19 protein-coding genes are annotated in these 20,416 nt (G+C 69.5%); all 19 read right to left on the bottom strand.

Going from position 1 to position 20,416, the window contains the following annotated elements:
• Positions 1-13: 13 nt before the first annotated feature.
• The 19 genes from KB879_RS20795 to KB879_RS20705 all read right to left on the bottom strand — a co-directional run bounded on the left by KB879_RS20795 (position 14) and on the right by KB879_RS20705 (position 20,392).
• Positions 14-2,455: an RND family transporter gene (locus KB879_RS20795; RefSeq protein ID WP_211979699.1), complete on the bottom strand. Its 2,442-nt coding sequence runs from the start codon at positions 2,453-2,455 to the stop codon at positions 14-16.
• A 38-nt stretch (positions 2,456-2,493) separates the two neighbouring features.
• Positions 2,494-3,459 carry a YCF48-related protein gene (locus tag KB879_RS20790; protein WP_013952310.1) on the bottom strand — a complete coding sequence of 322 codons (966 nt, stop codon included), beginning with the start codon at positions 3,457-3,459 and terminating at the stop codon, positions 2,494-2,496.
• Between the two features lie 71 nt (positions 3,460-3,530).
• Positions 3,531-4,733 carry an acetyl-CoA C-acyltransferase gene (locus KB879_RS20785; protein WP_211979698.1) on the bottom strand — a complete coding sequence of 401 codons (1,203 nt, stop codon included), beginning with the start codon at positions 4,731-4,733 and terminating at the stop codon, positions 3,531-3,533.
• A 13-nt stretch (positions 4,734-4,746) separates the two neighbouring features.
• Positions 4,747-5,202 (bottom strand): MaoC family dehydratase, encoded by a 456-nt coding sequence (locus KB879_RS20780; protein WP_010813969.1) that lies wholly within the window; start codon positions 5,200-5,202, stop codon positions 4,747-4,749.
• A 40-nt stretch (positions 5,203-5,242) separates the two neighbouring features.
• Positions 5,243-6,046, bottom strand: coding sequence for an SDR family oxidoreductase (locus tag KB879_RS20775; RefSeq protein WP_013952308.1), 804 nt, complete (start codon positions 6,044-6,046; stop codon positions 5,243-5,245).
• Positions 6,043-7,245 carry an acyl-CoA dehydrogenase family protein gene (locus tag KB879_RS20770; protein WP_013952307.1) on the bottom strand — a complete coding sequence of 401 codons (1,203 nt, stop codon included), beginning with the start codon at positions 7,243-7,245 and terminating at the stop codon, positions 6,043-6,045. Before KB879_RS20770 ends, KB879_RS20775 begins: the two co-directional genes overlap by 4 nt.
• The gene (locus KB879_RS20765; protein WP_211979697.1) at positions 7,242-8,405 is read right to left on the bottom strand and encodes an acyl-CoA dehydrogenase family protein; all 1,164 of its coding nucleotides are present in this window, start codon (positions 8,403-8,405) and stop codon (positions 7,242-7,244) included. Before KB879_RS20765 ends, KB879_RS20770 begins: the two co-directional genes overlap by 4 nt.
• Positions 8,406-8,416: 11 nt before the next feature.
• Positions 8,417-9,292, bottom strand: a complete 876-nt coding sequence (locus KB879_RS20760; RefSeq protein WP_013952305.1) for an SDR family oxidoreductase — start codon at positions 9,290-9,292, stop codon at positions 8,417-8,419.
• A gap of 10 nt (positions 9,293-9,302) precedes the next feature.
• On the bottom strand, positions 9,303-10,454 hold the full coding sequence (locus KB879_RS20755; RefSeq protein ID WP_153953828.1) for an acetyl-CoA C-acetyltransferase: 1,152 nt from the start codon (positions 10,452-10,454) through the stop codon (positions 9,303-9,305).
• Between the two features lie 20 nt (positions 10,455-10,474).
• On the bottom strand, positions 10,475-11,542 hold the full coding sequence (locus tag KB879_RS20750; protein WP_153953829.1) for an acyl-CoA dehydrogenase family protein: 1,068 nt from the start codon (positions 11,540-11,542) through the stop codon (positions 10,475-10,477).
• Positions 11,543-11,563: 21 nt separating this feature from the next.
• A complete protein-coding gene (locus tag KB879_RS20745; RefSeq protein ID WP_013952302.1) occupies positions 11,564-12,730 on the bottom strand; it encodes an acyl-CoA dehydrogenase family protein in 1,167 nt (388 codons plus the stop codon).
• Positions 12,720-13,511, bottom strand: coding sequence for an enoyl-CoA hydratase family protein (locus KB879_RS20740; protein ID WP_013952301.1), 792 nt, complete (start codon positions 13,509-13,511; stop codon positions 12,720-12,722). Before KB879_RS20740 ends, KB879_RS20745 begins: the two co-directional genes overlap by 11 nt.
• Positions 13,512-13,530: 19 nt before the next feature.
• Positions 13,531-14,613: a nitronate monooxygenase family protein gene (locus tag KB879_RS20735; protein WP_013952300.1), complete on the bottom strand. Its 1,083-nt coding sequence runs from the start codon at positions 14,611-14,613 to the stop codon at positions 13,531-13,533.
• On the bottom strand, positions 14,610-15,500 hold the full coding sequence (locus tag KB879_RS20730; RefSeq protein ID WP_013952299.1) for an enoyl-CoA hydratase: 891 nt from the start codon (positions 15,498-15,500) through the stop codon (positions 14,610-14,612). The genes KB879_RS20735 and KB879_RS20730 overlap by 4 nt, the downstream gene beginning before the upstream one ends.
• A gap of 7 nt (positions 15,501-15,507) precedes the next feature.
• Positions 15,508-16,308 (bottom strand): CoA-transferase subunit beta, encoded by an 801-nt coding sequence (locus tag KB879_RS20725; protein ID WP_211979696.1) that lies wholly within the window; start codon positions 16,306-16,308, stop codon positions 15,508-15,510.
• Positions 16,309-16,331: 23 nt separating this feature from the next.
• Positions 16,332-17,222 (bottom strand): CoA transferase subunit A, encoded by an 891-nt coding sequence (locus tag KB879_RS20720; RefSeq protein WP_013952297.1) that lies wholly within the window; start codon positions 17,220-17,222, stop codon positions 16,332-16,334.
• Between the two features lie 7 nt (positions 17,223-17,229).
• The gene (locus KB879_RS20715) at positions 17,230-18,126 is read right to left on the bottom strand and encodes a VOC family protein (RefSeq protein WP_013952296.1); all 897 of its coding nucleotides are present in this window, start codon (positions 18,124-18,126) and stop codon (positions 17,230-17,232) included.
• 105 nt (positions 18,127-18,231) lie between these two features.
• Positions 18,232-18,948, bottom strand: a complete 717-nt coding sequence (locus KB879_RS20710; protein ID WP_013952295.1) for an EthD domain-containing protein — start codon at positions 18,946-18,948, stop codon at positions 18,232-18,234.
• 256 nt (positions 18,949-19,204) lie between these two features.
• On the bottom strand, positions 19,205-20,392 hold the full coding sequence (locus tag KB879_RS20705; protein ID WP_013952294.1) for a helix-turn-helix transcriptional regulator: 1,188 nt from the start codon (positions 20,390-20,392) through the stop codon (positions 19,205-19,207).
• Between the last annotated feature and the right edge of the window lie 24 nt (positions 20,393-20,416).

Below are 20,416 nucleotides of genomic sequence, written 5' to 3'. Positions count from 1 at the left end.
CGGGACATCGGCCCTATACCACGTCGGATTTCAAGGCGTGCGCCGGCGGCACCGTCTCGCCGCGCGCGGCGCCACCGGCACCACCGGCGGCCACGCGTGCACGCTCTTCTTCCTCCACCCCCAGCCACGCAGCCAGCGCCGGCAGCAACGATACCGCACCGAACAGGTTCACCAGGAACATGAAGGCCAGCAGGATCCCCATGTCGGCCTGGAACTTGAGCGCGGCAAAGGCCCAGGTGCCCACGCCGATGCACATCGTCAGCGCCGTGAACAGCGCCGCCGAACCGCGCTGGCGCATGGCCTCGGCAAAGGCCTGCGGCAAGGCCTGTCCTTCCTCGCGGATCTGGTGCTGGATGCGCTCATACAGGTAGATGCCGTAGTCCACGCCAACGCCCACGCCCAGTGTGATGACCGGCAGCGTCGACACCTTCAGCCCGATGCCAAGCCGCGCCATCAGCGCATTGCACAGCACCGACACCAGCGTCAGCGGCACGATGATGCACAGCACCGCGCGCCACGAGCGGAACGTCAGCAGGCACAGCAGCGTGATCGCGCCGAAGATCGACAGCAGCATGGTCACTTCGGCTTCCTCCACGGCCTCATTGGTGGCCGCCATCACGCCGATATTGCCCCCGGCCAGGCGGAACGCCACCTTGGGGGTCTTGTCGGCGGCGGTGAAGCGGCGGATCTCGCGGATGATGTGGGCGATGGTGGCGCCCTCATGGTTGGCCGTGTAGATCAGCACCTGGATGGCCTGGCAGTTCGAGGTATTCATGCCGTTGTCCGGGTCGAAGGCCTTGGCGCCCTGGCTCAGGCCCTCGCTGCTGCGCGGCAGCGCCTCCCAGCGCGGGTTGCCCTCGTTGTAGGCGCCGATCACCACCTTGGCCAGCGATGACACGCTCACTACCGACTGCACGCCGGACACGCCGCGCATATGCATCTCGAAGCGTTCCACCGCACTCATCACCGGGTAGTGCAGGCAGCCGTCGTCGAAGCCGGTGGGCTCCACCACCACGGTCAGTGCATCCGAGCCGATGTTGTACTGGCTCACGATGCTGGCGCTATCGCGGTTGTAGCGCGAATCCGCGCGCAGTTCCGGTGCGCCGCTGCCGACATCGCCGATCTTCAGGCCGCGTGAATCGATGGCGCCGGCCGCCAGCAGCGCGAGCGCGGCCACGAACACCCCCAGCGCCGGTCCCGGGCGCGCCAGCGCGCCGAACTTCTGCCACAGCCCGCCGGTTCCCTGCGCGCGCCGGGCCTGCGCCGATGCCAGCGCCGACGGCTCCAGCTGCGTGTACGACAGCAGGATCGGCAGGAACACCTTGTTGGTCACGATCATCAGCAGCACACCCAGGCAGGCCGTGATGCCAAGCTCGCGCACGATGTCGATCTCAATGCGCATGATGACCATGAACCCGAGCGCGTTGGTCAGCAGCGCGACCGTGCCGGGGATGAACAGTTTGCGGAAGGCCGCGCTGGCGCTGTCCAGCGCACCATGCCCCTGCACCACTTCCTGCTTCCAGGCATTGGTCATCTGCACCGCGTGCGAGACCCCGATCGAGAAGATCAGGAACGGCACCAGGATCGACATTGGGTCGATGCCGTAGCCCAGCAGCGGCAGCAGGCCCAGCAGCCAGGCCACGGGCAGCAGCGCCACCACCAGCGACAGCAGCGTGATGCGCAGCGAGCGCGTGTACAGCCACAGCAGCAGCGCAGTCACGGCGAAGGCCAGCGCGAAGAAGCCCATCACGCCGGCGATGCCCTCTTCCACATCGCCCACCAGCTTGGCAAAGCCGACGATATTGACCTCGACGTCGGTGCCGCTGAATTCCCCGCGGATCTTCTCCAGCTGGCGTGCGACCGAACCGTAGTCGATGGTCTTGCCGGTGGCCGGATCGGTCTCACGCAGCTCCGCGCGAATCAGCGCGGACCTCAGGTCGTTGCTGACGAGGCGGCCGATCTGGCCGGAGCGCGCCACGTTGCGGCGCACCTTATCGAGCTCGGCCGGCGTGCCGGAGAAGCGCCCCGGAACCACCACGTCGCCGCGAAAGCCCGCCTCCGTCACCTCGGTGTAGCGTACATTGGGCGTGAACAGCGAGAACACGCGCGACCGGTCCACGCCGGGAATGAAGAACACGTCATCGGTGGCGCGGCGCAGCTTGTCCATGAAGGCCGCGTTATAGATGTCGCCGTCGCCCTTCCAGCGCAGGCTCAGCAGCACCGTATTGGCACCGGAGAAGGTGCTCGCGTACTTGGTAAACACCTGCATGTACCGGTGCTGCAGCGGGATCATCTTGTTGAAGCCGGGATCGAGCCGCAGCCGCGTGGCCGAGACGCCCAGCGCCACGGTCACGGCCAGGCACAGCACCAGCAGCAGGCGGCGCCGGTGCATCAGCAGGCTGGCACAGGCATCGACAAGGCGGCCCAGGCGGCCGGAGGAATGGGGGCGGGTCATGATCGTTCTCGCATTCGGTTAGCCAGGGTCAGGCAGGGTCAGCGGGGGTTGGCGGCGAGCGTGGCGCCGGCAAGGCCGCCATTGCCGCCCAGCGCCAGCGTGTCCTTGCCGGCAGGGGCCAGCGCGGCCAGGGTCTGCGGGCTGCCGGCGGGCAAGGCGGTGAACTGGCGCCCGCCGTCGGCGGACATCACCAGCGTGCCACCCTGCCCGGCCAGCACGATGCGGCCATCGGGCAGCTCGACGCCGCCGAAGAACGAGGTCTTGAGGCCAGTGTCCGCGGCCTGCCAGGTGGCGCCGAAGTCCTCGCTGCGCAAGGCGTTGCCGCGCATGCCGAAAGCCAGCCAGGCGCCGTCGCGCAGCGGCTGCACGCCGTACAGCGAACCCTCGTAGGGGGACTTCACCACCTCCCAGCGGCTGCCGCCGTCGGGCGAGCGCAGCACCAGGCCGGCTTCGCCGACCAGCATCAGGCGTCCCTGCCCATCGCCGGCAATGCCGTTGAGGTGGCGGTCTTGCATGGCCTTGTCTGCGGCCGCCTCCCAGTGCCTGCCCTGGTCGCGCGAGACCAGGAAGCGGCCAAAGCTGCCGACCGCGAACCACGGGCCGCCCGCCTGCGCCCAGGCGCCCAGCAGCGGATCGGACGAGCGCGCGTCGAAGGCCACCTGCTGCCAGTGGGCACCGCCGTCTTCGGTGCGCAGGATCCAGCCGCTGTGCCCGACCGCCATGCCGTGGCGGCTGTCGGCAAAGACCACCTGGGTCAGCGCGGCGCCTTGCGGATGATCCACGACGGCCGTGCGCCAGTTGCGGCCCTGGTCGTCGCTGAACAGGATCTGGCCGCGCTCGCCCACCGCCACCAGGCGCTCGCCGGCGCGCGCGATGCCGTTGACCTGCAGGCCGTCCGGGCGCAGCGTCGTAGCCGCGAACGGCGGCAGCGGGCGCGGCGCGAAGGCCCATACCGCGGTGGCCAGCACGGCCAGCGACATGGCGACGCCGATCAGTCGTTTCATGATGTCTCCTCCGGTTGGAGTGATGGCAGGCGGCCTCGTTGCGGGCCGGTCCCTGCAGGGGCTGCTTGTGATTACAGGATGTCGAACAGCGCGGCGGCGCCCATGCCGCCGCCGATGCACATGGTCACCACCGCCTGCTGCACGCCGCGGCGCCGGCCTTCAATCAGCGCGTGCGCGGTCATGCGCGCACCCGACATGCCGAACGGATGGCCGATCGAGATCGCGCCGCCGTTGACGTTCAGCCGCGCATCCGGGATGCCCAGCTTCTGCTGGCAGTACAGCACCTGGCAGGCAAAGGCCTCGTTCAGCTCCCACAGGCCCACATCCGCCACCGTCATGTCATGGCGCTCGAGCAACCTGGGCACGGCGAACACCGGGCCAATCCCCATCTCGTCCGGCGCGCAGCCCGCCACCGCCATGCCGCGGTAGCGTCCCAGCGGGCGCAGGCCGCGGCGGCGGGCCTCGTCGGCGCTCATCAGCAGCACCGCGGCGGCGCCGTCCGACAGTTGCGAAGCATTGCCGGCGGTGATGTGCTCGCCGGCGGCCACAGCCTGTCCGCCGCTCCAGACCGGCTTCAGCGCCTCCAGGCTGCTGGCCGTGGTATCGGGCCGGTTGCACTCGTCGTGCGCAAGCCGCACGGTCTCGTGGCCGGTCAGCGTGCCGGCCTTGTCGAACAGCGCGCGGCGCGTTTCCAGCGGCACGATCTCGTCGTCGAAGGCACCGCGCCGCTGTGCCTCGGCGGTGCGCTGCTGGCTGCGCCAGGCGTAGGCATCCTGCTCGGCGCGGCTGATGCCGTAGCGGCGTGCCACCACCTCGGCGGTCTCGATCATTGCCATATAGGCTGCCGGCTGCCGCGCCAGCACCGCTTCGGACTGGGCGCGGTAGCTGTTCTTGTGCTTGGTCTGCGTCAGCGAGATGGATTCCGCGCCGCCGGCCACGATGATGTCGGCCTCGCCGCACTGGATCGCGCGGGCGCCCGCCGCGATCGTCATCAGGCCCGAGCCGCACATGCGGTCCATGGTCATGCCGGGCACGCTGTCCGGCAGGCCGGCCGCCACCGCGCACAGGCGGCCCAGGTTGTAGCCCTGGGTGCCCTGCTGCGCGGCCGCGCCGATCAGCACATCTTCCACCTCGGACGGATCCACGCCGGCGCGCTCCACCACCGCGCGCACCACGTGGCCGCCCAGCACCGGGGCCTCGGTGTCGTTGAAGGCACCGCGGAAGGCCTTGCCGATCGGTGTGCGCGCGACGGCGACAATGACTGCTTCTTTCATTCTGGATTCCTGTTCAGAAGTAATAGCGGCTGATGGTCTCGGCCACGCAGGCCGGCTTGTCCCCGCCTTCGATTTCCACGGTCATGCGCACCACCGACTGCACGCCGCCCTGCAAGGTCTCGGCCCGCACCAGCTCGCCCACGCCGCGCACGCGCGCGCCCACGCGCACCGGCGCCGGGAAGCGCACCTTGTCGCAGCCGTAGTTGACGCCCCACTTCATGCCTTCGACCGTGACCAGTTCCGGCAGGAACTGGTTGACCAGCGCCAGCGTCAGGTAGCCGTGCGCGATGCAGGCGCCGTATGGGCCCTGCGCGGCGCGCTCAGGGTCCACGTGCAGCCACTGGTGGTCGCCGGTGGCATTGGCGAACTGGTTGACCTGTTCCTGGGTGATCTGGGTCCAGGCGCTTTCGCCGAGGCGCTGGCCGACGGCGGCGTGGATGTCTTCGGCAGAACGGAAGATTCTTGGCATGTCTGGTTCCTGCGTTGTTCCCGGTCCCAACTGTTTCCCTTCAAGCCCGCTGGCTGCTCACCGGCAGCACCTCGCCCGTCATGTACGAGGCATAGTCGCTGGCCAGGAACACCATCACATTGGCCACCTCCCACACCTCGGCCGCGCGCCCGAAGGCTTCGCGCTCGCTGAGCTGGCGCAGCAGGTCGGCCGGCGCCGACTTCTTCAGGAAGTCATGCAGCGCGATGCTGGGCGCCACCGCATTGATGCGCACGCCAAATTCGGCGGCCTCCATCGCGCTGCAGCGCGTCAGCGCCATCACCCCGGCCTTGGCCGCGGCGTAGTGCGACTGCTCCTTCTGCGCACGCCAGCCCAGCACCGAGGCGTTGTTGACGATGGCGCCGCGCCGGCGCGCCTGCATGTGCGGCAACATCGCGCGCGTCATGCGGAAGGTGCCCGTGAGGGAAATATCGATCACGCGCGACCACTCGGCATCGTCCATATCAACTAGGCGGCGCGAGCCGCCCAGGCCGGCGTTGTTGATCAGTACGTCGGTTCCGCCCAAAACTTCTTCGGCGGCGGCCACAAGTGCGCGCACCTGCGCTTCATCCGACACATCGCAAAGCTGGCCATGGATCGCCTGCAGGCCGGTTTCCGCGCGCAGGCGCCCGACCGCTTCGTCCAGCCGCTTCTGGTGAACATCGGAGATCATCAGCGCGCGGCAGCCCTCCTCCGCGCAGCGGCGCGCGGCGGCAAAGCCGATGCCGGCGCCCGCCGCCGCGGTGATGAGCACGCTCTTGCCGGCGAGCAGCTGATGGCCCGGCACATAGGCTGGGGCGCTGGGGATTTCGGTGTTCAGGGTCATGGCTGTCCTCGTGCTTCGCGCGGCATGCCGAGGCCGCGTTCGGCGATGATGTTGAGCTGGATTTCGTTGGTGCCGGCGTAGATGGTGTCGGCGCGCGAGAACAGCGCCATCTGCTGCAGCCGCGTGCGGCGCGTGTCGCCGGCGTCCAGCACATTGGCCAGCGGGCCCAGCACGTCCAGCGCCAGCTGGCCCAGGTCGCGGTGCCAGTTGGACCAGTAGTACTTGTAGATCAGCGCCTCGCGCTGCAGCGCGGTGCCACCGTCCTGGCCTGCCTGCGCCGCGCCTGCCAGCATGCGCAGCGCATTGGCGCGCATCACGCGCAGGCCGGCCCAGGCGCGCGCAATGCGCTGGCGCACCAGCGCGTCGCGGCTGCTGCCGTTGTCGCGCGCGGTCTGCGCCACCCATTCCAGTTCATGCGTGAACTGCATCTGCTGGCCCAGCGTGGAGATGCCGCGCTCGAAGCCCAGCAGCGCCATGGCGATGCGCCAGCCATCGCCGGGCGCGCCCAGCACATCGGCGGCGGCGGCACGCGCGCCGTCGAAGAACACCTCATTGAATTCGGCGCCACCGCCCATCTGGCGGATCGGCCGGATCTCGATGCCGGGCTGGTCCAGCGGCAGCATCAGGAAGATCAGGCCCTTGCTGCCGCGCGAGCCGGGCTCGCAGCGCGCCAGCACGAAGATCCAGTCCGAATCGTGCGCGAGCGAGGTCCACACCTTCTGGCCGCTCACCAGCCAGTCGCCACTGGCCGCATCGCGCTCCGCCCGCGTGCGCACATTGGCCAGGTCCGAGCCCGCCCCAGGCTCCGAATACCCCTGGCACCAGAACGCGGTGCCATTCAGGATGCCGGGCAGCAGGCGCGCCTTCTGGTCCTCGGTGCCGAAGGCGACCAGGGTCGGGCCGATCAGCCCCTCGCCGATATGGCCCATGCGCCCCGGCCCCGCCGCCCGCGCATATTCCTCATGAAAGATCACCTGCTGCATGACCGGCAGCTCGCGCCCGCCATGCGCGCGCGGCCAGCCCAGGCCGGTCCAGCCGCCTTCGGCCAGCCGGCGCTCCCATGCCTTGCGCAGTTCGGGATAGGCCTCTTCGTCGCCGGGGCCGCCGCGGTTCTTCAGGCAGGCGAACTCGCCGGCCAGGTTGGCGGCCATCCACTGCGCGACTTCGGCGCGAAATGCCGCCTCGTGATTCGCTGTCATGCTGTCCTCCAGGCGTGCGGGCCATTTGCTGCGAGATACGCCAGCGCCGCGCCGGCACCGCCCAGCCAGTGGCTGGCGGCCTGCGCGCGCTTGAAATAGAGCTGGGGGTCGTACTCCCAGGTGAAGCCGACACCGCCATGCAACTGGATGGCCTCCTGCGCGCAGAAGCGCAGGGCATCGTCGGCGGCCACGGATGCGGCGGCGATGTCGAGGCGGATGCCGGTACCATCGGCCACATCGCTCGTTTCCCACGCCTGCGCCGCGCCATACACTGCCGAGCGCGCTGCCTCGACCAGCACCATCATCTGCGCGCAGCGGTGCTTGACCGCCTGGAATGAAGCGATGGTGCGGCCGAACTGGATCCGTTCCGAGGCATAGGCCACGGTCAGGTCCAGGCATTGCTGGGCCGCGCCAAGCTGCTCCGCCGCCAGCATCAGCTTGCCGTGCCACCAGGCATGGGCCAGGCCGGAGGCCGCCGCGTCCGCGCGCGCCAGGCAAGCGCTGGCGGGCACCGGCAGCCCGTCCAGCCGCAGCGCGGCCAGCGGCCGCGTGCGGTCCAGCGTATCGAGCGGCGCCAGCATGAATCGCGCATCCTGTGCCAGTGCTGTCGGTTCCAGCAGGAACAGCGCAGGCACGCCGTCTTCGAGTCGGGCCGGCACCAGCAGCCAGTCAGCGCCGACGGCATCGGCCACCTGGGCAGCGCAGCCACGCAGCACGAAGCCATCCGTGCTTGCCTGCGCGCCAATCACGGCGCCGTCATACTGCCAGCGGCCATCGTCCGGCAGCACCGCGGCGGCACGAAGCTCGCCACAGGCCAGCCGTTCCAGCCACTGCGCGCTGCCACGCGGGCCCAGGCTGGCCTGCAGCCAGGGGGCGGCCACGCACACGGCGGACCAGAACGGCACGCAGGCCAGGCGCTGGCCCAGTTGTTCCTGCAGCAGCACCAGCCCGGGCGCGCCCAGGCCGGCGCCGCCCACGGCTTCGGGCAGTGCGATGCCGCACCAGCCGAGTTCGCCCGCGACCGCTTGCCACAGGGCCTCGTCGTGCGCCGGGCCTACCTCGGTCACGCGCCGCACCGCCTCCGAATCGCTGTGCGCGGCGAGGTAGTCGCGCGCGCTGTCGCGGACCATCTGCTGTTCGACGCTAAGGGAGAAGTCCATGGCCGTCGCGCTCAGCTGCCGTAGACCGGCTGGGGCGGCTGCGCCTGCGCCAGCAGTTCCGCCACGGCTGCGCCCAGTTCGGCCGGCTGCCAGCGCGATCCCTTGTCGGTCTTGGGTCCGCTGCGCCAGCCGTCGGCCACCGAGACCATGCCACCGGCCGCCTCGAACATGCGCCCGTTGACCTGCGCGGACGCGGCGCTGCCCAGCCACACCACCAGCGGCGCGACGTTGGCCGGGTCATAGTAGTCAAAGCCGGCGGCCGGCGCCCGCATCATGTCGGCGAACACGTCTTCGGTCATGCCGGTGCGCGCCGCCGGCGCCAGGGCATTGGCGGTGATGCCATAGCGGCCCAGCTCGGCGGCCTGCACCAGCGTGAGCGCGGCAATGCCGGCCTTGGCGGCGGCGTAGTTCGACTGTCCGACCGAACCCTGCAGGCCTGCGCCGGAGCTGGTGTTGATGATGCGCGCATCGACGGCGCGGCCGGCCTTGGCGGCATCGCGCCACCGTTTGGCGAGCAGGTTGGCCAGGCAGAAGTGGCCGCGCAGGTGCACGCGCATGACGTCGTCCCAGTCCGCTTCGGTCAGGCTGACAAACATGCGGTCGCGGCAGATGCCGGCGTTGTTGACCAGCACATGCACCTCGCCGAAGGCCTCGACCGCGGCATCGACGATGCGCTGCGCGATGGCCAGTTGCGTGATGTCGTCAGCGCTGGCCAGTGCGCTGCCGCCGGCCGCGCGGATCTCCGCGCAAACGGCCTCGGCCGCCTCGAGCCGGATGTCGTTGACGACCACATTGGCGCCCTCGGCGGCGAAGGCCAGCGCATAGGCACGGCCCAGCCCGCCGCCGGCGCCGGTGATGATGACGGTGCGTGCGTCGCAGATTCCCATGGCGGTCTCCTTACAAGCGTTCGATGATGGTGACGTTGGCCAGGCCACCGCCTTCGCACATGGTCTGCAGGCCGTAGCGCCCGCCGGTTCGTTCCAGCTCATGCAGCAGCGTGGTCATCAGGCGCGCGCCGGTGGCGCCCAGCGGGTGGCCCAGTGCGATGGCGCCGCCGTTGGGGTTGGTGCGCTCGGCCGCGTAGCCGGTCTCGGCCAGCCATGCCATCGCCACCGAGGCGAACGCTTCATTGATCTCGACCACGTCGATATCGGCCAGGCGCAGGCCGCTGCGCTCCAGTGCGCGTTTGGTCGCAGGGATAGGCGCGGTCAGCATCCACAGCGGGTCATCTCCCAGCACGCTCATATGCGCGATGCGCGCGCGCGGTTTGAGCTGGTAGCGCTTGAGCGCGTCTTCCGAGACGATCAGCAGCGCGGCGGCGGCATCGGCGGTCTGGCTGGACACGGCCGCGGTCAGCGAACTGCCGGGCATCAGCGGTTCCAGCGCAGCCATCCTGGCCAGCGTGGTATCGGGGCGCGGGGTCTCGTCATGCTTCACGCCTTCGCACGGCACGATCTCGCGCCCAAAGCGGCCGCCTTCGATGGCCGCAGCGGCGCGCCGGTGGCTTTCCAGCGCGTAGACTTCCATGGCCTCGCGCGACAACTTCCAGTGATCGGCAATGCGCTGCGCGGCATGGAATTGCGACACCGGCGCATCGCCAAAGCGTGCCTGCCAGCCCTTGCTGCCCGAGAACGGGTCGGCAAAACCCAGCGCCTGCCCCGCCAGCATGGCCGACGAGATCGGGATCTGGGTCATGGTCTGCACGCCGCCGGCAATGACCACGTCCTGCGTGCCGCTCATCACCGCCTGCGCGGCAAAGTGCACGGCCTGCTGCGAGGAGCCGCACTGCCGGTCCACGGTCACGCCCGGCACCGTCAGCGGCAGGCCGGCAGCCAGCCACGCGCTGCGGGCAATATTGCCGGCCAGCGGGCCGATGGTGTCGACGCAGCCGAACACCACGTCGTCATAGTCCTCGGCGGGAATGCCGTTGCGGCGCACCAGCTCGGCCAGCACGAAGCCGCCCAGGTCGGCGCCGTGCATGTGCGACAGTCCGCCCTTGCGGCGCCCGGTGGGCGTGCGCAGGGCATCAACGATATAGGCGTCTTTCATGGTCTTTGCTCTCTTTGGATTCAGGCGAAGGTGGCGCCAGCGCCGATGTCATGCGCGCCGTCAAGGATGTGCGCGCCAATGCGCGCCTTGTGGAAGGCACGGTCGCCCCAGCTTCCCGCCAGGGCCCAGGCCCGCTTGGTGAAGATCTGCAGGTCCAGCTCCCAGGTGTAGCCCATTGCGCCATGCACCTGGATGGCCTGGCGCGCCGCGCTCCAGGCGCAGCGCGCGGCGGCCACGCGGGCGTGCGAGACATGCAGGCCCGCATCGGGCAGGCCATGCGCCAGCGCCGCGGCGGCGCGCAGCAGCACCGGCCGGGCGAATTCAAGCTGGATCGCCACGTCGGCCAGCAGGTGCTTGACCGCCTGGTAGGCGCCGATGGCCTTGCCGAACTGCTTGCGTTGCGCGCTGTAGTCGATCGCCAGGTCCAGCATGCGCTGGGTCAGGCCCAGCTGCTGCGCGGCCACGCCGAGCGCGCCGCGGTTCAGCGCGCTGTCCCACAGGCCACTGCCGGACGAAATCAGCCCGGTATCCGCGGCCGGCGTCCAGGCCAGCTCGAACAGACGGCGCGAAGGATCGAGCCCGGTGCGCGCCGTCAGCACGGCCTGGTCGGGCCGCAGCAGGTGCACGGCACCTTCGTGCGCGCACAGGATGGCGTCGGCCACATGGGCGTCAGCGACCAGCCGCTCTTGCGGATGCGCCACCGCCACGCGGGCATCGCCGGCGGCGATGCGCTCCAGCAGCGTGGCGCAGCGCTCGCGCGCCGAGGCGTTCGGCGCCGCCGCAAGCGCGTCACGCAGCAGCCCCGCCGCCACCAGCGCAGTGTCGAGCAAAGGCTCGGGCAGCGCAAAGTAGCCGCAGGCCTGCGCCAGCGGCGCCCATTCGACGTCCCCCAGCCCCAGTCCACCCTGCTCCTGCGGCACCATCACCGCGGTCAGGCCCTGGTTGGCAAGCTGGCGCCACAGCGCGTCGGAGCGGCCGGACTCGGTGGCCCACAGCTCGCGCGTCAGCTCGGGCGTCATCTCGGTCATCAGGAAGCGCCGGATCGCCTCGGCAAACTGTTCTTGTTCTTCGGTCAATGCGAAATCCATGGTGTTTTCCCCGGGGTGCCGTCATGCGCGCGGCATGCCGAGCAGGCGCTCGGCGACGATGTTGCGCTGGATCTCGTTGGTGCCGGCATAGATCGGGCCGGCCTGCGAGAACAGGAAGCCGTCCAGCCAGTGGCCGAGCGAACCCGGCGGCTGGCCGTCGGGCGCGACCTCTGCCGCCTGCCCCAGGATGGCCAGCGCGGTATCGTGCATATGGATGTCCAGCTCGGACCAGAACACCTTGTTCGTGCTCGACTCCGCGCCGATATGGCCGCCGCGCACCAGGCGGCTCGCGGTGGCGTAGGTGGACAGCGTGTAGGCCTCGGCGTCCATCCAGGCGCGCAGCACTGCCTCGCGCAGCGAGGGGTCGCGGTCCGCCGCCTCGCGGTTGGCCTGGTACAGCCTGACCAGCGCGCGTGCGGTTTCCTGGAAGCGCGCCGGCGAGCGCAGCATCAGGCCGCGCTCGAAGCCGGCGGTGGCCATGGCCACCTGCCAGCCGGCGCCTTCGGCGGCCAGGCGGTTTTCCACCGGCACGCGCACGTCGTCGAAGAAGATCTCGGCAAAGCCGGTCTGGCCGTTGAGCTGGCGGATCGGGCGCACGGTGATGCCGGGCGTGTCCAGCGGCATCAGGATGAAGGTCAGGCCATGGTGTCGCGTCGAGGCCGGGTCGGTGCGGAACAGGCCGAACAGCCAGTCCGCCCACACCGCCCGCGTCGACCAGATCTTCTGGCCGTTGATCACATAGTCATCGCCCTGCCGGATCGCGCTGCAGCGGATCGCGGCCATGTCCGAGCCTGCGTTCGGCTCGGACCAGCCCTGCGCCCAGACATGCTCGCCCGAGGCCATGCGCGGCAGGAAGCGCGCCTTCTGCGCCTCGGTGCCGAATTCCATCAGCGTGGGCCCGAGCAGGAAGATGCCGTTCTGGTTGACGCGCATCGGCGCGCCGGCACGCCAGTACTCTTCCTCGAAGATCAGCCACTCGATCAGGTCGCAGCCGCGCCCGCCCAGTTCGGCCGGCCACGTGACCATGCTCCAGCGGCCCTGGTTGAGCGTGGCTTCCCAGGCGCGGTGCTGGGCGAAGCCCGCTTCGGTATCGAAGCTCGCCAGCGGCGTGCGCGGCACGTGCGCGGCCATCCAGTCGCGCACCTCGGCGCGGAAGGCGCGCTGGGCGTCGGTGTATTCAAGCTGCATCGCGCTCCCCCTGCGCAAAGCGGGCTTCGCGGCCTTCGACGAAGGCGGCACGCGCCTCGCCGGAATCGGCGCTCATATAGGCCTGCAGCGTGAAACCCTGTTCCCAGCGGTACTTGTCCTCCAGGTTGCCGTCTTCCACGCCATTGAGCGCTTCCTTGGCCAGCTGCAGCATGGCCGGGCTCTTGGCGGCGATCTGGCGGGCCAGCGTCATGGCGGCGTCGCGCAACTCGCTGCGCGGCACCACGCGCTCGACCGCGCCCAGCCGGTACGCCTCGGCGGCATCGATCATCTCGCCCGTGAAGTACATCGCCCTGACCTTCTGCACGCCGAACATGCGCTGCAGGTGGGCGCCGCCACCCATGGCACCGCGGTCGATCTCCGGCACGCCAAAGCGCGCGCAATCCGCGGCCACGATGATGTCGGCCGCGCCGCAGATGCCGATGCCGCCGCCCAGCACGAAGCCGTGCACGGCCACGATGACCGGCTTGGGATTGCGGTGCACGGCGCGGAAGGTGGCGTAGTTGCCGGCGTTGACATCGACGATGCGCTGCGGGTGCGCGGCCAGCTCCTTGATGTCGACGCCGGCGCAGAAGCCGCGGCCTTCGCCGCGCAGCACGATCACGCGCACGGCGGGATCGGTGCCGAGTTGGTCGATCGCGGCGGCCAGCGCATGCCAGCCGGCGCTGTCGAGCGCATTGACGGGCGCATGGTCGATCACCAGTTCGGCGATGCCGTCGGCGGTGTCGATGCGGAACGGCCCGGTCTTTTTGTTCGTTTGCATGGTTTCCTCTGTCTGTGGGTCAGGCCGCTGCAGCCAGTGCGGCGCCAGCCAGCGCCGCAAGGCGCGCCTGCGCCTGCGCGGCCATGCCGGCCACGATCTGCTCGCAGGATTCGATGGCCCGGATCGCCGCGGCTGCCTGGCCGCTGGGCAGCACGCCTTCATCGGGGCATCCCTCCACCATGGCGCGCTGGATCAGCACCGGCGCGTTGGCGGCCATCAGGGTCTGGGCGGCGCTGTAGTCCTGCTCGCGCATCGCGCGCCAGGCGGTGGCCAGCATCTGCGCGCTGCGCATGCCGGTACGCGCCTGCCATTTGCGCGCGGCCGCCAGCGCCAGCCAGGTGCGCCGCAGCGGACCGGCCTTCTCCAGCGCCAGCAGCAGGTCGTTGTCGATCATTCGCTGCGGCAGGCCGTCAATGGCCAGCGATACGCGGATGCTGGCCGGGTCGCGCACCTTGACGTAGCGCTCCAGCGTTGGCGCCGGCACCGGCGATTCGGCCGACATCAGGAAGCGCGTGCCCATGGCCACGCCGGCCGCGCCGTAGGCCAGTGCCGCAGCCAGTCCGCGGCCGTCGAAGAAGCCGCCGGCGGCCACCACCGGCACGCTCACGCTGTCCAGCACCTGCGGCAGCAGCAGCGTCGTCGGCGTGCCGCCGGTATGGCCGCCGCCCTCGCCGCCCTGCACGGTGACCACGTCCGCGCCCAGTGCCACGGCCTTGGCCGCATGCTTGGCCGCGCCGACGGTCGGCATGCAGACCACCCCAGCCGCCTTGAGCTTGCCGATCATCTTCGCGTCCGGGCCGCGCCCGTAGCTGACGGCGCGCAAGCGATGGCGGATCGCCATCTCGATCACTTCATCCGCGTTGGGCTGGAACATGTGGAAGTTGATGCCGAAGGGCCGGTCGCTGAGCGCCTTCACGCGCAGGATCTCGCGCTCGACTTCGCCGGGCGGAATGGTGGCGCCGGCCAGGAAGCCGAAGGCCCCGGCATTGCCGCTGGCCGCCACCAGCTTCGCATCCGCCACCCAGCCCATCGCCGTCTGCACGATGGGGTAGCGGCAGCCCAGCAGGTCGCACAGCACGGTGTGCAGGCTCGCGGTGCTCATGCCTTGTCCTCGCCGCCGGTGCGTTGCGAAGCGGCCATGGCGCGCGCGTCATAGCCGCCGAGCTTGTCGCCGCTGACCAGTTCATTGTGCGCATGGGCGAAGTGGTGCCAGGCAAAGACGGCATCCATCGCGGTGCGCTTGCCCTGCAGGTCTTCCACATGGTTGACCGCCTGCTTGGTCAGCGTCAGGCCCAGCCGCGGCATCTGCGCGACCTTGGCGGCCATGCCGTAGACGGTGTCTTCCAGCGCGTCACGCGGCACCACGCGGTTGACCATGCCCATGCGCTCGGCGCGTTCGGCGCCCATGCGCTCGCCCAGGAACAGGAACTCCTTGGCGATGCGCGGATGCAGCTCGTAGGGATGCGCGAAGTATTCCACGCCGGGAATGCCCATGCGCACCACCGGATCGGCAAAGAAGGCATCGTCCGACGCCACGATCAGGTCGCACACCCACGCCAGCATCAACCCGCCGGCAATGCAGGCGCCATGCACCATGGCGATGGTCGGCTTGGGCAGTTCGCGCCAGCGCCGGCACATGCCCAGGTAGACCTCCTGCTCGCGGGCATAGAGGAACTCGCCGCCCGGCTTGTTGACATGGTCATACCAGAGCGAGGCACGCTCGAACGACACATTGATGTCGCGTCCCGGCGTGCCGATGTCGTGCCCGGCCGAAAAATGCTTGCCGGCCCCGCGCAGCACGATCACCTTGACCGCGTCGTCCGCGGCGGCGCGCCGGTAGGCCTCGTCCAGCGCGTAGGTCATCTTGGAGTTCTGCGCGTTGTGGAACTGCGGCCGGTTCATGGTCACGGTGGCAATGCCGTCCGCGACCTGGTAGAGCACCTCGGCATTGGGGCCAAGACTGATGGCTTCGAAAGCTGGCGTTGTCATGTCGGCCTCACACGCGTCCGGAAGGATTGCCGCGCACGATTGCCGCGCGCAGGTTGTGCGGATCAAGCTGGGCGATCAGCCGCAGCTCTTCCGGTGTCGGCGGCGCCGTCTCCGGCAGGGCCTCGCCGGGTGTATTCGCCAGCGCAAAGCCCGTGGCCGCCTGCACCTGGTCAAAGCTCGCGCCCGGGTGCAGCGAGCGCACGCGGATAGCATGGTCAGCCCCCCCGAAATCCATCACGCACAGGTCGGTGACGATCACGCGCAGGTCAACGAAGCTGCGCATGCCCTCCAACTGGCGGGCCGGGTTGTAGCCGGCACTGCAGACCATGTCGACTTCACCGGCGACGAACGCGCGCGTGCCGTGGGCCGGCACGAAGAAGGAATTGGCGTGGTGGATGCTGTTGCCGGGAAAGCCGCGTGCGCCCAGCAGCTGGGTCTTGGGCTGCGCATGCGTGCCGCCCGAGCAGGAAATATTGGTTTGGCCGAAGCGGTCGATCTGCGTCGGCATCACCAGCGCGTGGCGCCGCCCGCCCCACAGGCAGTCGAACACGCGCGAGTAGCCCATCCAGCCGCTGGCGCGCACCTTGTAGCCCGGCTCGCGCGGGCCCAGCGGCACCGGCGTTTCCACCAGGTAGGCCTCGCCGTCGGTCAGCAGCAGGCCCGGATTGTGCGCAAGCCGCGCCAGGCCGGCGGCGATGCGCGGGCCGGTGCCGATGCCGGTGGCCAGCACCTCGCCGTCGTCGCGCCATTCGCGGGCGGCGGCGGCAATCATCAGCTCGGCGCGGGTGAATTCATAAGTGGCGCTCACGGTCGCTCCTTGGGTTGGCGGGTTCAAAGTACCGGCAGCGGCAGGTCGTGCACATGGCCAAGGCCGCCGATGCGCTCCAGGTAGGCCGCTTCGCTCGCGCCCACCACCTCGTCGCGGTAGGCGCGGAAGCCGTCCTCGGCCTCGGCGCTGGCGCAGTACGCCTTCAGCGCGGGCAGGTCCCAGCCGTAGGCCGGCGCACAGGAAGTGGGATGGGCGCCGCCGGGCACGTGCACCACGCCGCTTACCAGCGAGCGCTCGAAGGCGTTGTTGCGCGCGCGCGCCAGGTCTTCATCCTCAAGGCGCGGGTGCAGCGTTTCGCAGCTCACATAGCAGCGGTGCGCGGCGCGTGCGAACCATTCATCGAAGAACGGATCGGGCCCGTCGATGCGGGTGTTGCCGAGCACATCGCTGTCGTTCACGTGCAACAGCGCGGCATCGAGCTTGATTGCCGGCATCGCCACCAGCACTTCGCCGTCGGCATAGGGCGAGCGCACCGTCTTCAGCTGGGGGTTCATGTCCAGCACGTCGGTGCCCAGCGCGGCGCGCGTCGGCAGGAACGGCAGGCGCGCGGCCGCCGCGCGCAGGCCCAACTGCAGCATGCCTTCATCCAGCTCCGTCACTTCCAGCACGCCGCGCTCGCGCGCCTGGCGGAAGTAGGGCTCGAGCGGAATCACGTCGAGCGAGACGAAGCCGAACACCAGCCGGCGCACCTTGCCGGCCGCGCACAGCATGCCCACCTCGGGGCCGCCGTAGGCGACCACGCTCAGGTCCTTCAGCGGCGAGCGCAGGATCTCGCGCACCAGCGCCATCGGCTTGCGGCGCGGGCCCCAGCCGCCGATGCCGATGGTCATGCCATCGGCGAGCCGGCCGACCACGTCGGCCGCGCTCATGGTCTTGTCGATTGTCTTGGTCATGGTGTGTTTAGCGGTATCCGATGCTGAAGTCGTGTCCCCACAGGCTGACGCGCGTGGCCTCGTAGGCCGCGTGGTGGCTCCAGTCCACCACCAGGCCGCCGTGGCCGAATTCGAGGTCGAAGCCGCCGGGGGTCTTCATGTAGAAGGAAGTCATGCGGTCATTGCAGTGCTGGCCCAGCGTGGCCGAGAGCGTCACGCCGTGCTGCTGCACGCGGTCCAGCGCGCGGCCCACCTCGGCCATGTCGGGGACCTCGGCCATCACGTGGATGCAGCCGGATTCCGACGGCATCTCGAAGATCGCCAGACTGTGGTGGCGGGCGTTGCCGCAATGCAGGAAGTGGATGCGCTTTTCCGGTTCGGCCGGGTCGTTGGTAAAGCGCACGCGGAAGATGTCGGACAGGCCGAAACCCATCACCTCGCACAGGAAGGCATAGGTCTCGTCGAAGGCCGGCGCGGGCAGGACCGCATGGCCCGCCCCCATCGGGTCCGTGATGAAGCGCGGCACGCCCAGCGGCGAGACAAAGCGCAGGAAGTCCGAGCGCATGCCCCAGGAGATCTCATGGCGGTTGCCCGAGGGATCGGAAAACCAGGCCATGGCCTGCACGCGGCGCTGTGCCAGTTCCGCGGCGCTGGCGTGCACGACCTCCACCTTGGCCTGGCGCAGCGTGTCGAGCGCATGGCGGTAGGCCGACTCGTCGGCCAGCTCCCAGCCCGATGCCAGGTAGCGGTCACGCGCGCCCGGCACCACCAGGTAGCGGTAGTCGCGCTCGTCCATCTTCACGTACAGCGCACCGCCGGGGGCGCCGGAACAGGCCATGCCCAGCACCTGTTCGGCATAGTGCCGCCATTGCCCCAGGTCGGTGGACTCGACTACGATGTAGCCTAGCGCACGGATATCCAACATGCCGGTCTCCTCAGGTTCGTTGCCACTGTTGGCTGATGGGACCATTCTTCCGTGCGCTGCGGCCCGGCACATCGTCCAGTGGGACTAGCCGGTCCGGCGCGGGCGTCAGGCCGCCGCCGGGCGCACGAGGTACTGGCTGGTGGGAATCACGTCGATCTTGTCGAAGTCGATGAAGCGCTGGCAGCTTTCCATCATGGCCTGCAGGTTGCGCTGGAACTTGCCTTCGTCGCCGGCCGCGTCGAAGAACGCCTGCGGGTCGGTCATCGCCGCATCGGGGAAGCCCTCTTCGACAATGGCGTCGTAGTGCGGCGCGGCGTAGGTGACCGGCCGCACCACCACGTTCTGCACGTAGAGGAAGTTGTCCTGGGTCTCGACCGCCACTGGCGTGTGGTGGTTGTGCCAGATGTCCAGCCAGGCCTGCGGCGTAAGCCGGGGCGGCCGGGTAAGGAAGGCAAGCTGCGCGAAGCCGGGCGTGCGTTCGCCCGGCGCGGCCGGGAAACGTGTATTGCGGATGGGCTGGGACTCCGTCACAAGGTAGCCGGCCATGCGGCCCACGGCGGCCTCGATCGCCTGGTCGAACGGCTGCCGCAGGCAGTCGATGGCGCTGTCCATCCAGACCGAGACCAGCCCATCCATCTGCGGGCGGGTATTCGCCTGGCGCAGGCCCGCGGCCGGCAACACCGCGTCATCGGCCACGTTCACCTGCAGTCCGCGCGCGCCCAGCGCCAATAGCTTGTCCGCAAGCGTCGTGCGCAGCCGGCGCGCGAACTCCCCCGGCTCGGTCTGAGATTCGCGCCAGACGATATAGATGACTTTTTCCATGCTCCACGCTCCCTGGTACTGGTGCCGGCCGGGGCCGGACAGGTTGATGCGTGCGCAGAACAGGACCGGGCGTGGACAGCACGCGCCGCTGCGTCCGTCTGAGGTGCCGTCCGTGTGCCGCGCCCGCTTGTCGGATGCATGCTAGGGGCGCGGATGGCGGGTCTCATCCTCCATTCGGACTAGGAGGACCGATCATCGGGCCATAAGGGCATTACGCGCGTCCTGGAACACGCGTGCGTGGATCAAGCCATGGCGCTCAGCCGAGCGTCACGACGCTGCTCAGCAGCATGCGCACCAGCGTGGCCTGCCGCGTGACCCCGGTCTTGGAGAAAATCGCGCGCAGGTGGGCGCGCGCCGTGTTCTTGCTGGTGCCCAGCGCCTCGGCGGCTTCGTCAAGCGTCATGCCGTCGGCAAGCACCAGTGCCAGTGCGGTCTCGGCGGGCGTGAGGTCGAACAGCTTGCGCACCACCTCGTGCGAGGCGCGCGACTTGCGCTCGGGATCGCGGATAAAGACAGCGCAGGCCGGGCGATGCCGGTGGTCTTCCGACCATTCGCTGAGCGGAATGGTGCGGATCAGCACGCCCAGCTTGCCGCGCCCCGAGGGGCGGGTGATCGACATGGCTTCGGCCAGCGCCGGCGCGCTGCCGTGGTGCCCCATCTGGGCGCGGCGCAGCAGGTACTGGAACTTGCGGCTTTCCTGTGCGTAGGCGATCTCGAAGTTGCCGCCATTGAGGCGGATGCCGTCGTTCTCCGCCAGGATCTCATCGGCTTCCGCATTTTTCTTCAGGATTGCGCCGGCTGCGTCGAGGATGACCATGCCCACCAGCATGCGGTCGATCGCGCCCGCATAGAGGCTGCGCTCCGATTCGACCACATCCAGCCTGGAATGCAGCCGGACCGCGCGCCTCAGGTGCGGCAGGATGGTGGCGCAGGCCGCCTTGTCCACCTCGGAGAAGTCCTGCGCGTCGTGCTGGCGGCAGACGCGCAGCCGGCACTCGACCCCGTCTTCGGTGCGGATGTCCGCGCCCAGCAGGTAGCGCACGCCAAGTGGCTGCAGGAACTGCCGGTAGATCTCGCTGCGGCACCAGTTGCCGGGGCCCATCGCTTCGTCGACCGTCACGGCCCGGTCGGTAGGCAGGTTGATAAAGGGATCGATGGCGTAGTAGTAGGTGTTGTACGACGCCTCGGCCTCCAGCGAAGTGCCGTGCTGCGACGCGTGCACCGCGATGCCACTGCGGTCGCTCGCGGGCGAGCGCAGGATGAAGCTCACATAGCTGGCACCAAGTTGCTTGCGCAGCATTTCCAGCGCGCGGCCCCAGGGCACGGGTTCCATCGGCCCTTCATAGACCGCCGCCAGCAGCGCGCTGAAATGCGGCAGGCTCAGTCCGGACTGCGCAAACCAGGGCGACGCCACCCCTTGCGCCTCAACGGTCGCCATCAACATTGTCTGTCTCCTGTTTCCACACCC

It is taken from the genome of Cupriavidus sp. KK10 (assembly GCF_018223725.1).
GTDB classification, from domain to species: Bacteria; Pseudomonadota; Gammaproteobacteria; order Burkholderiales; family Burkholderiaceae; genus Cupriavidus; species Cupriavidus necator.
This window is presented reverse-complemented; position numbering and strand designations above follow the sequence as displayed.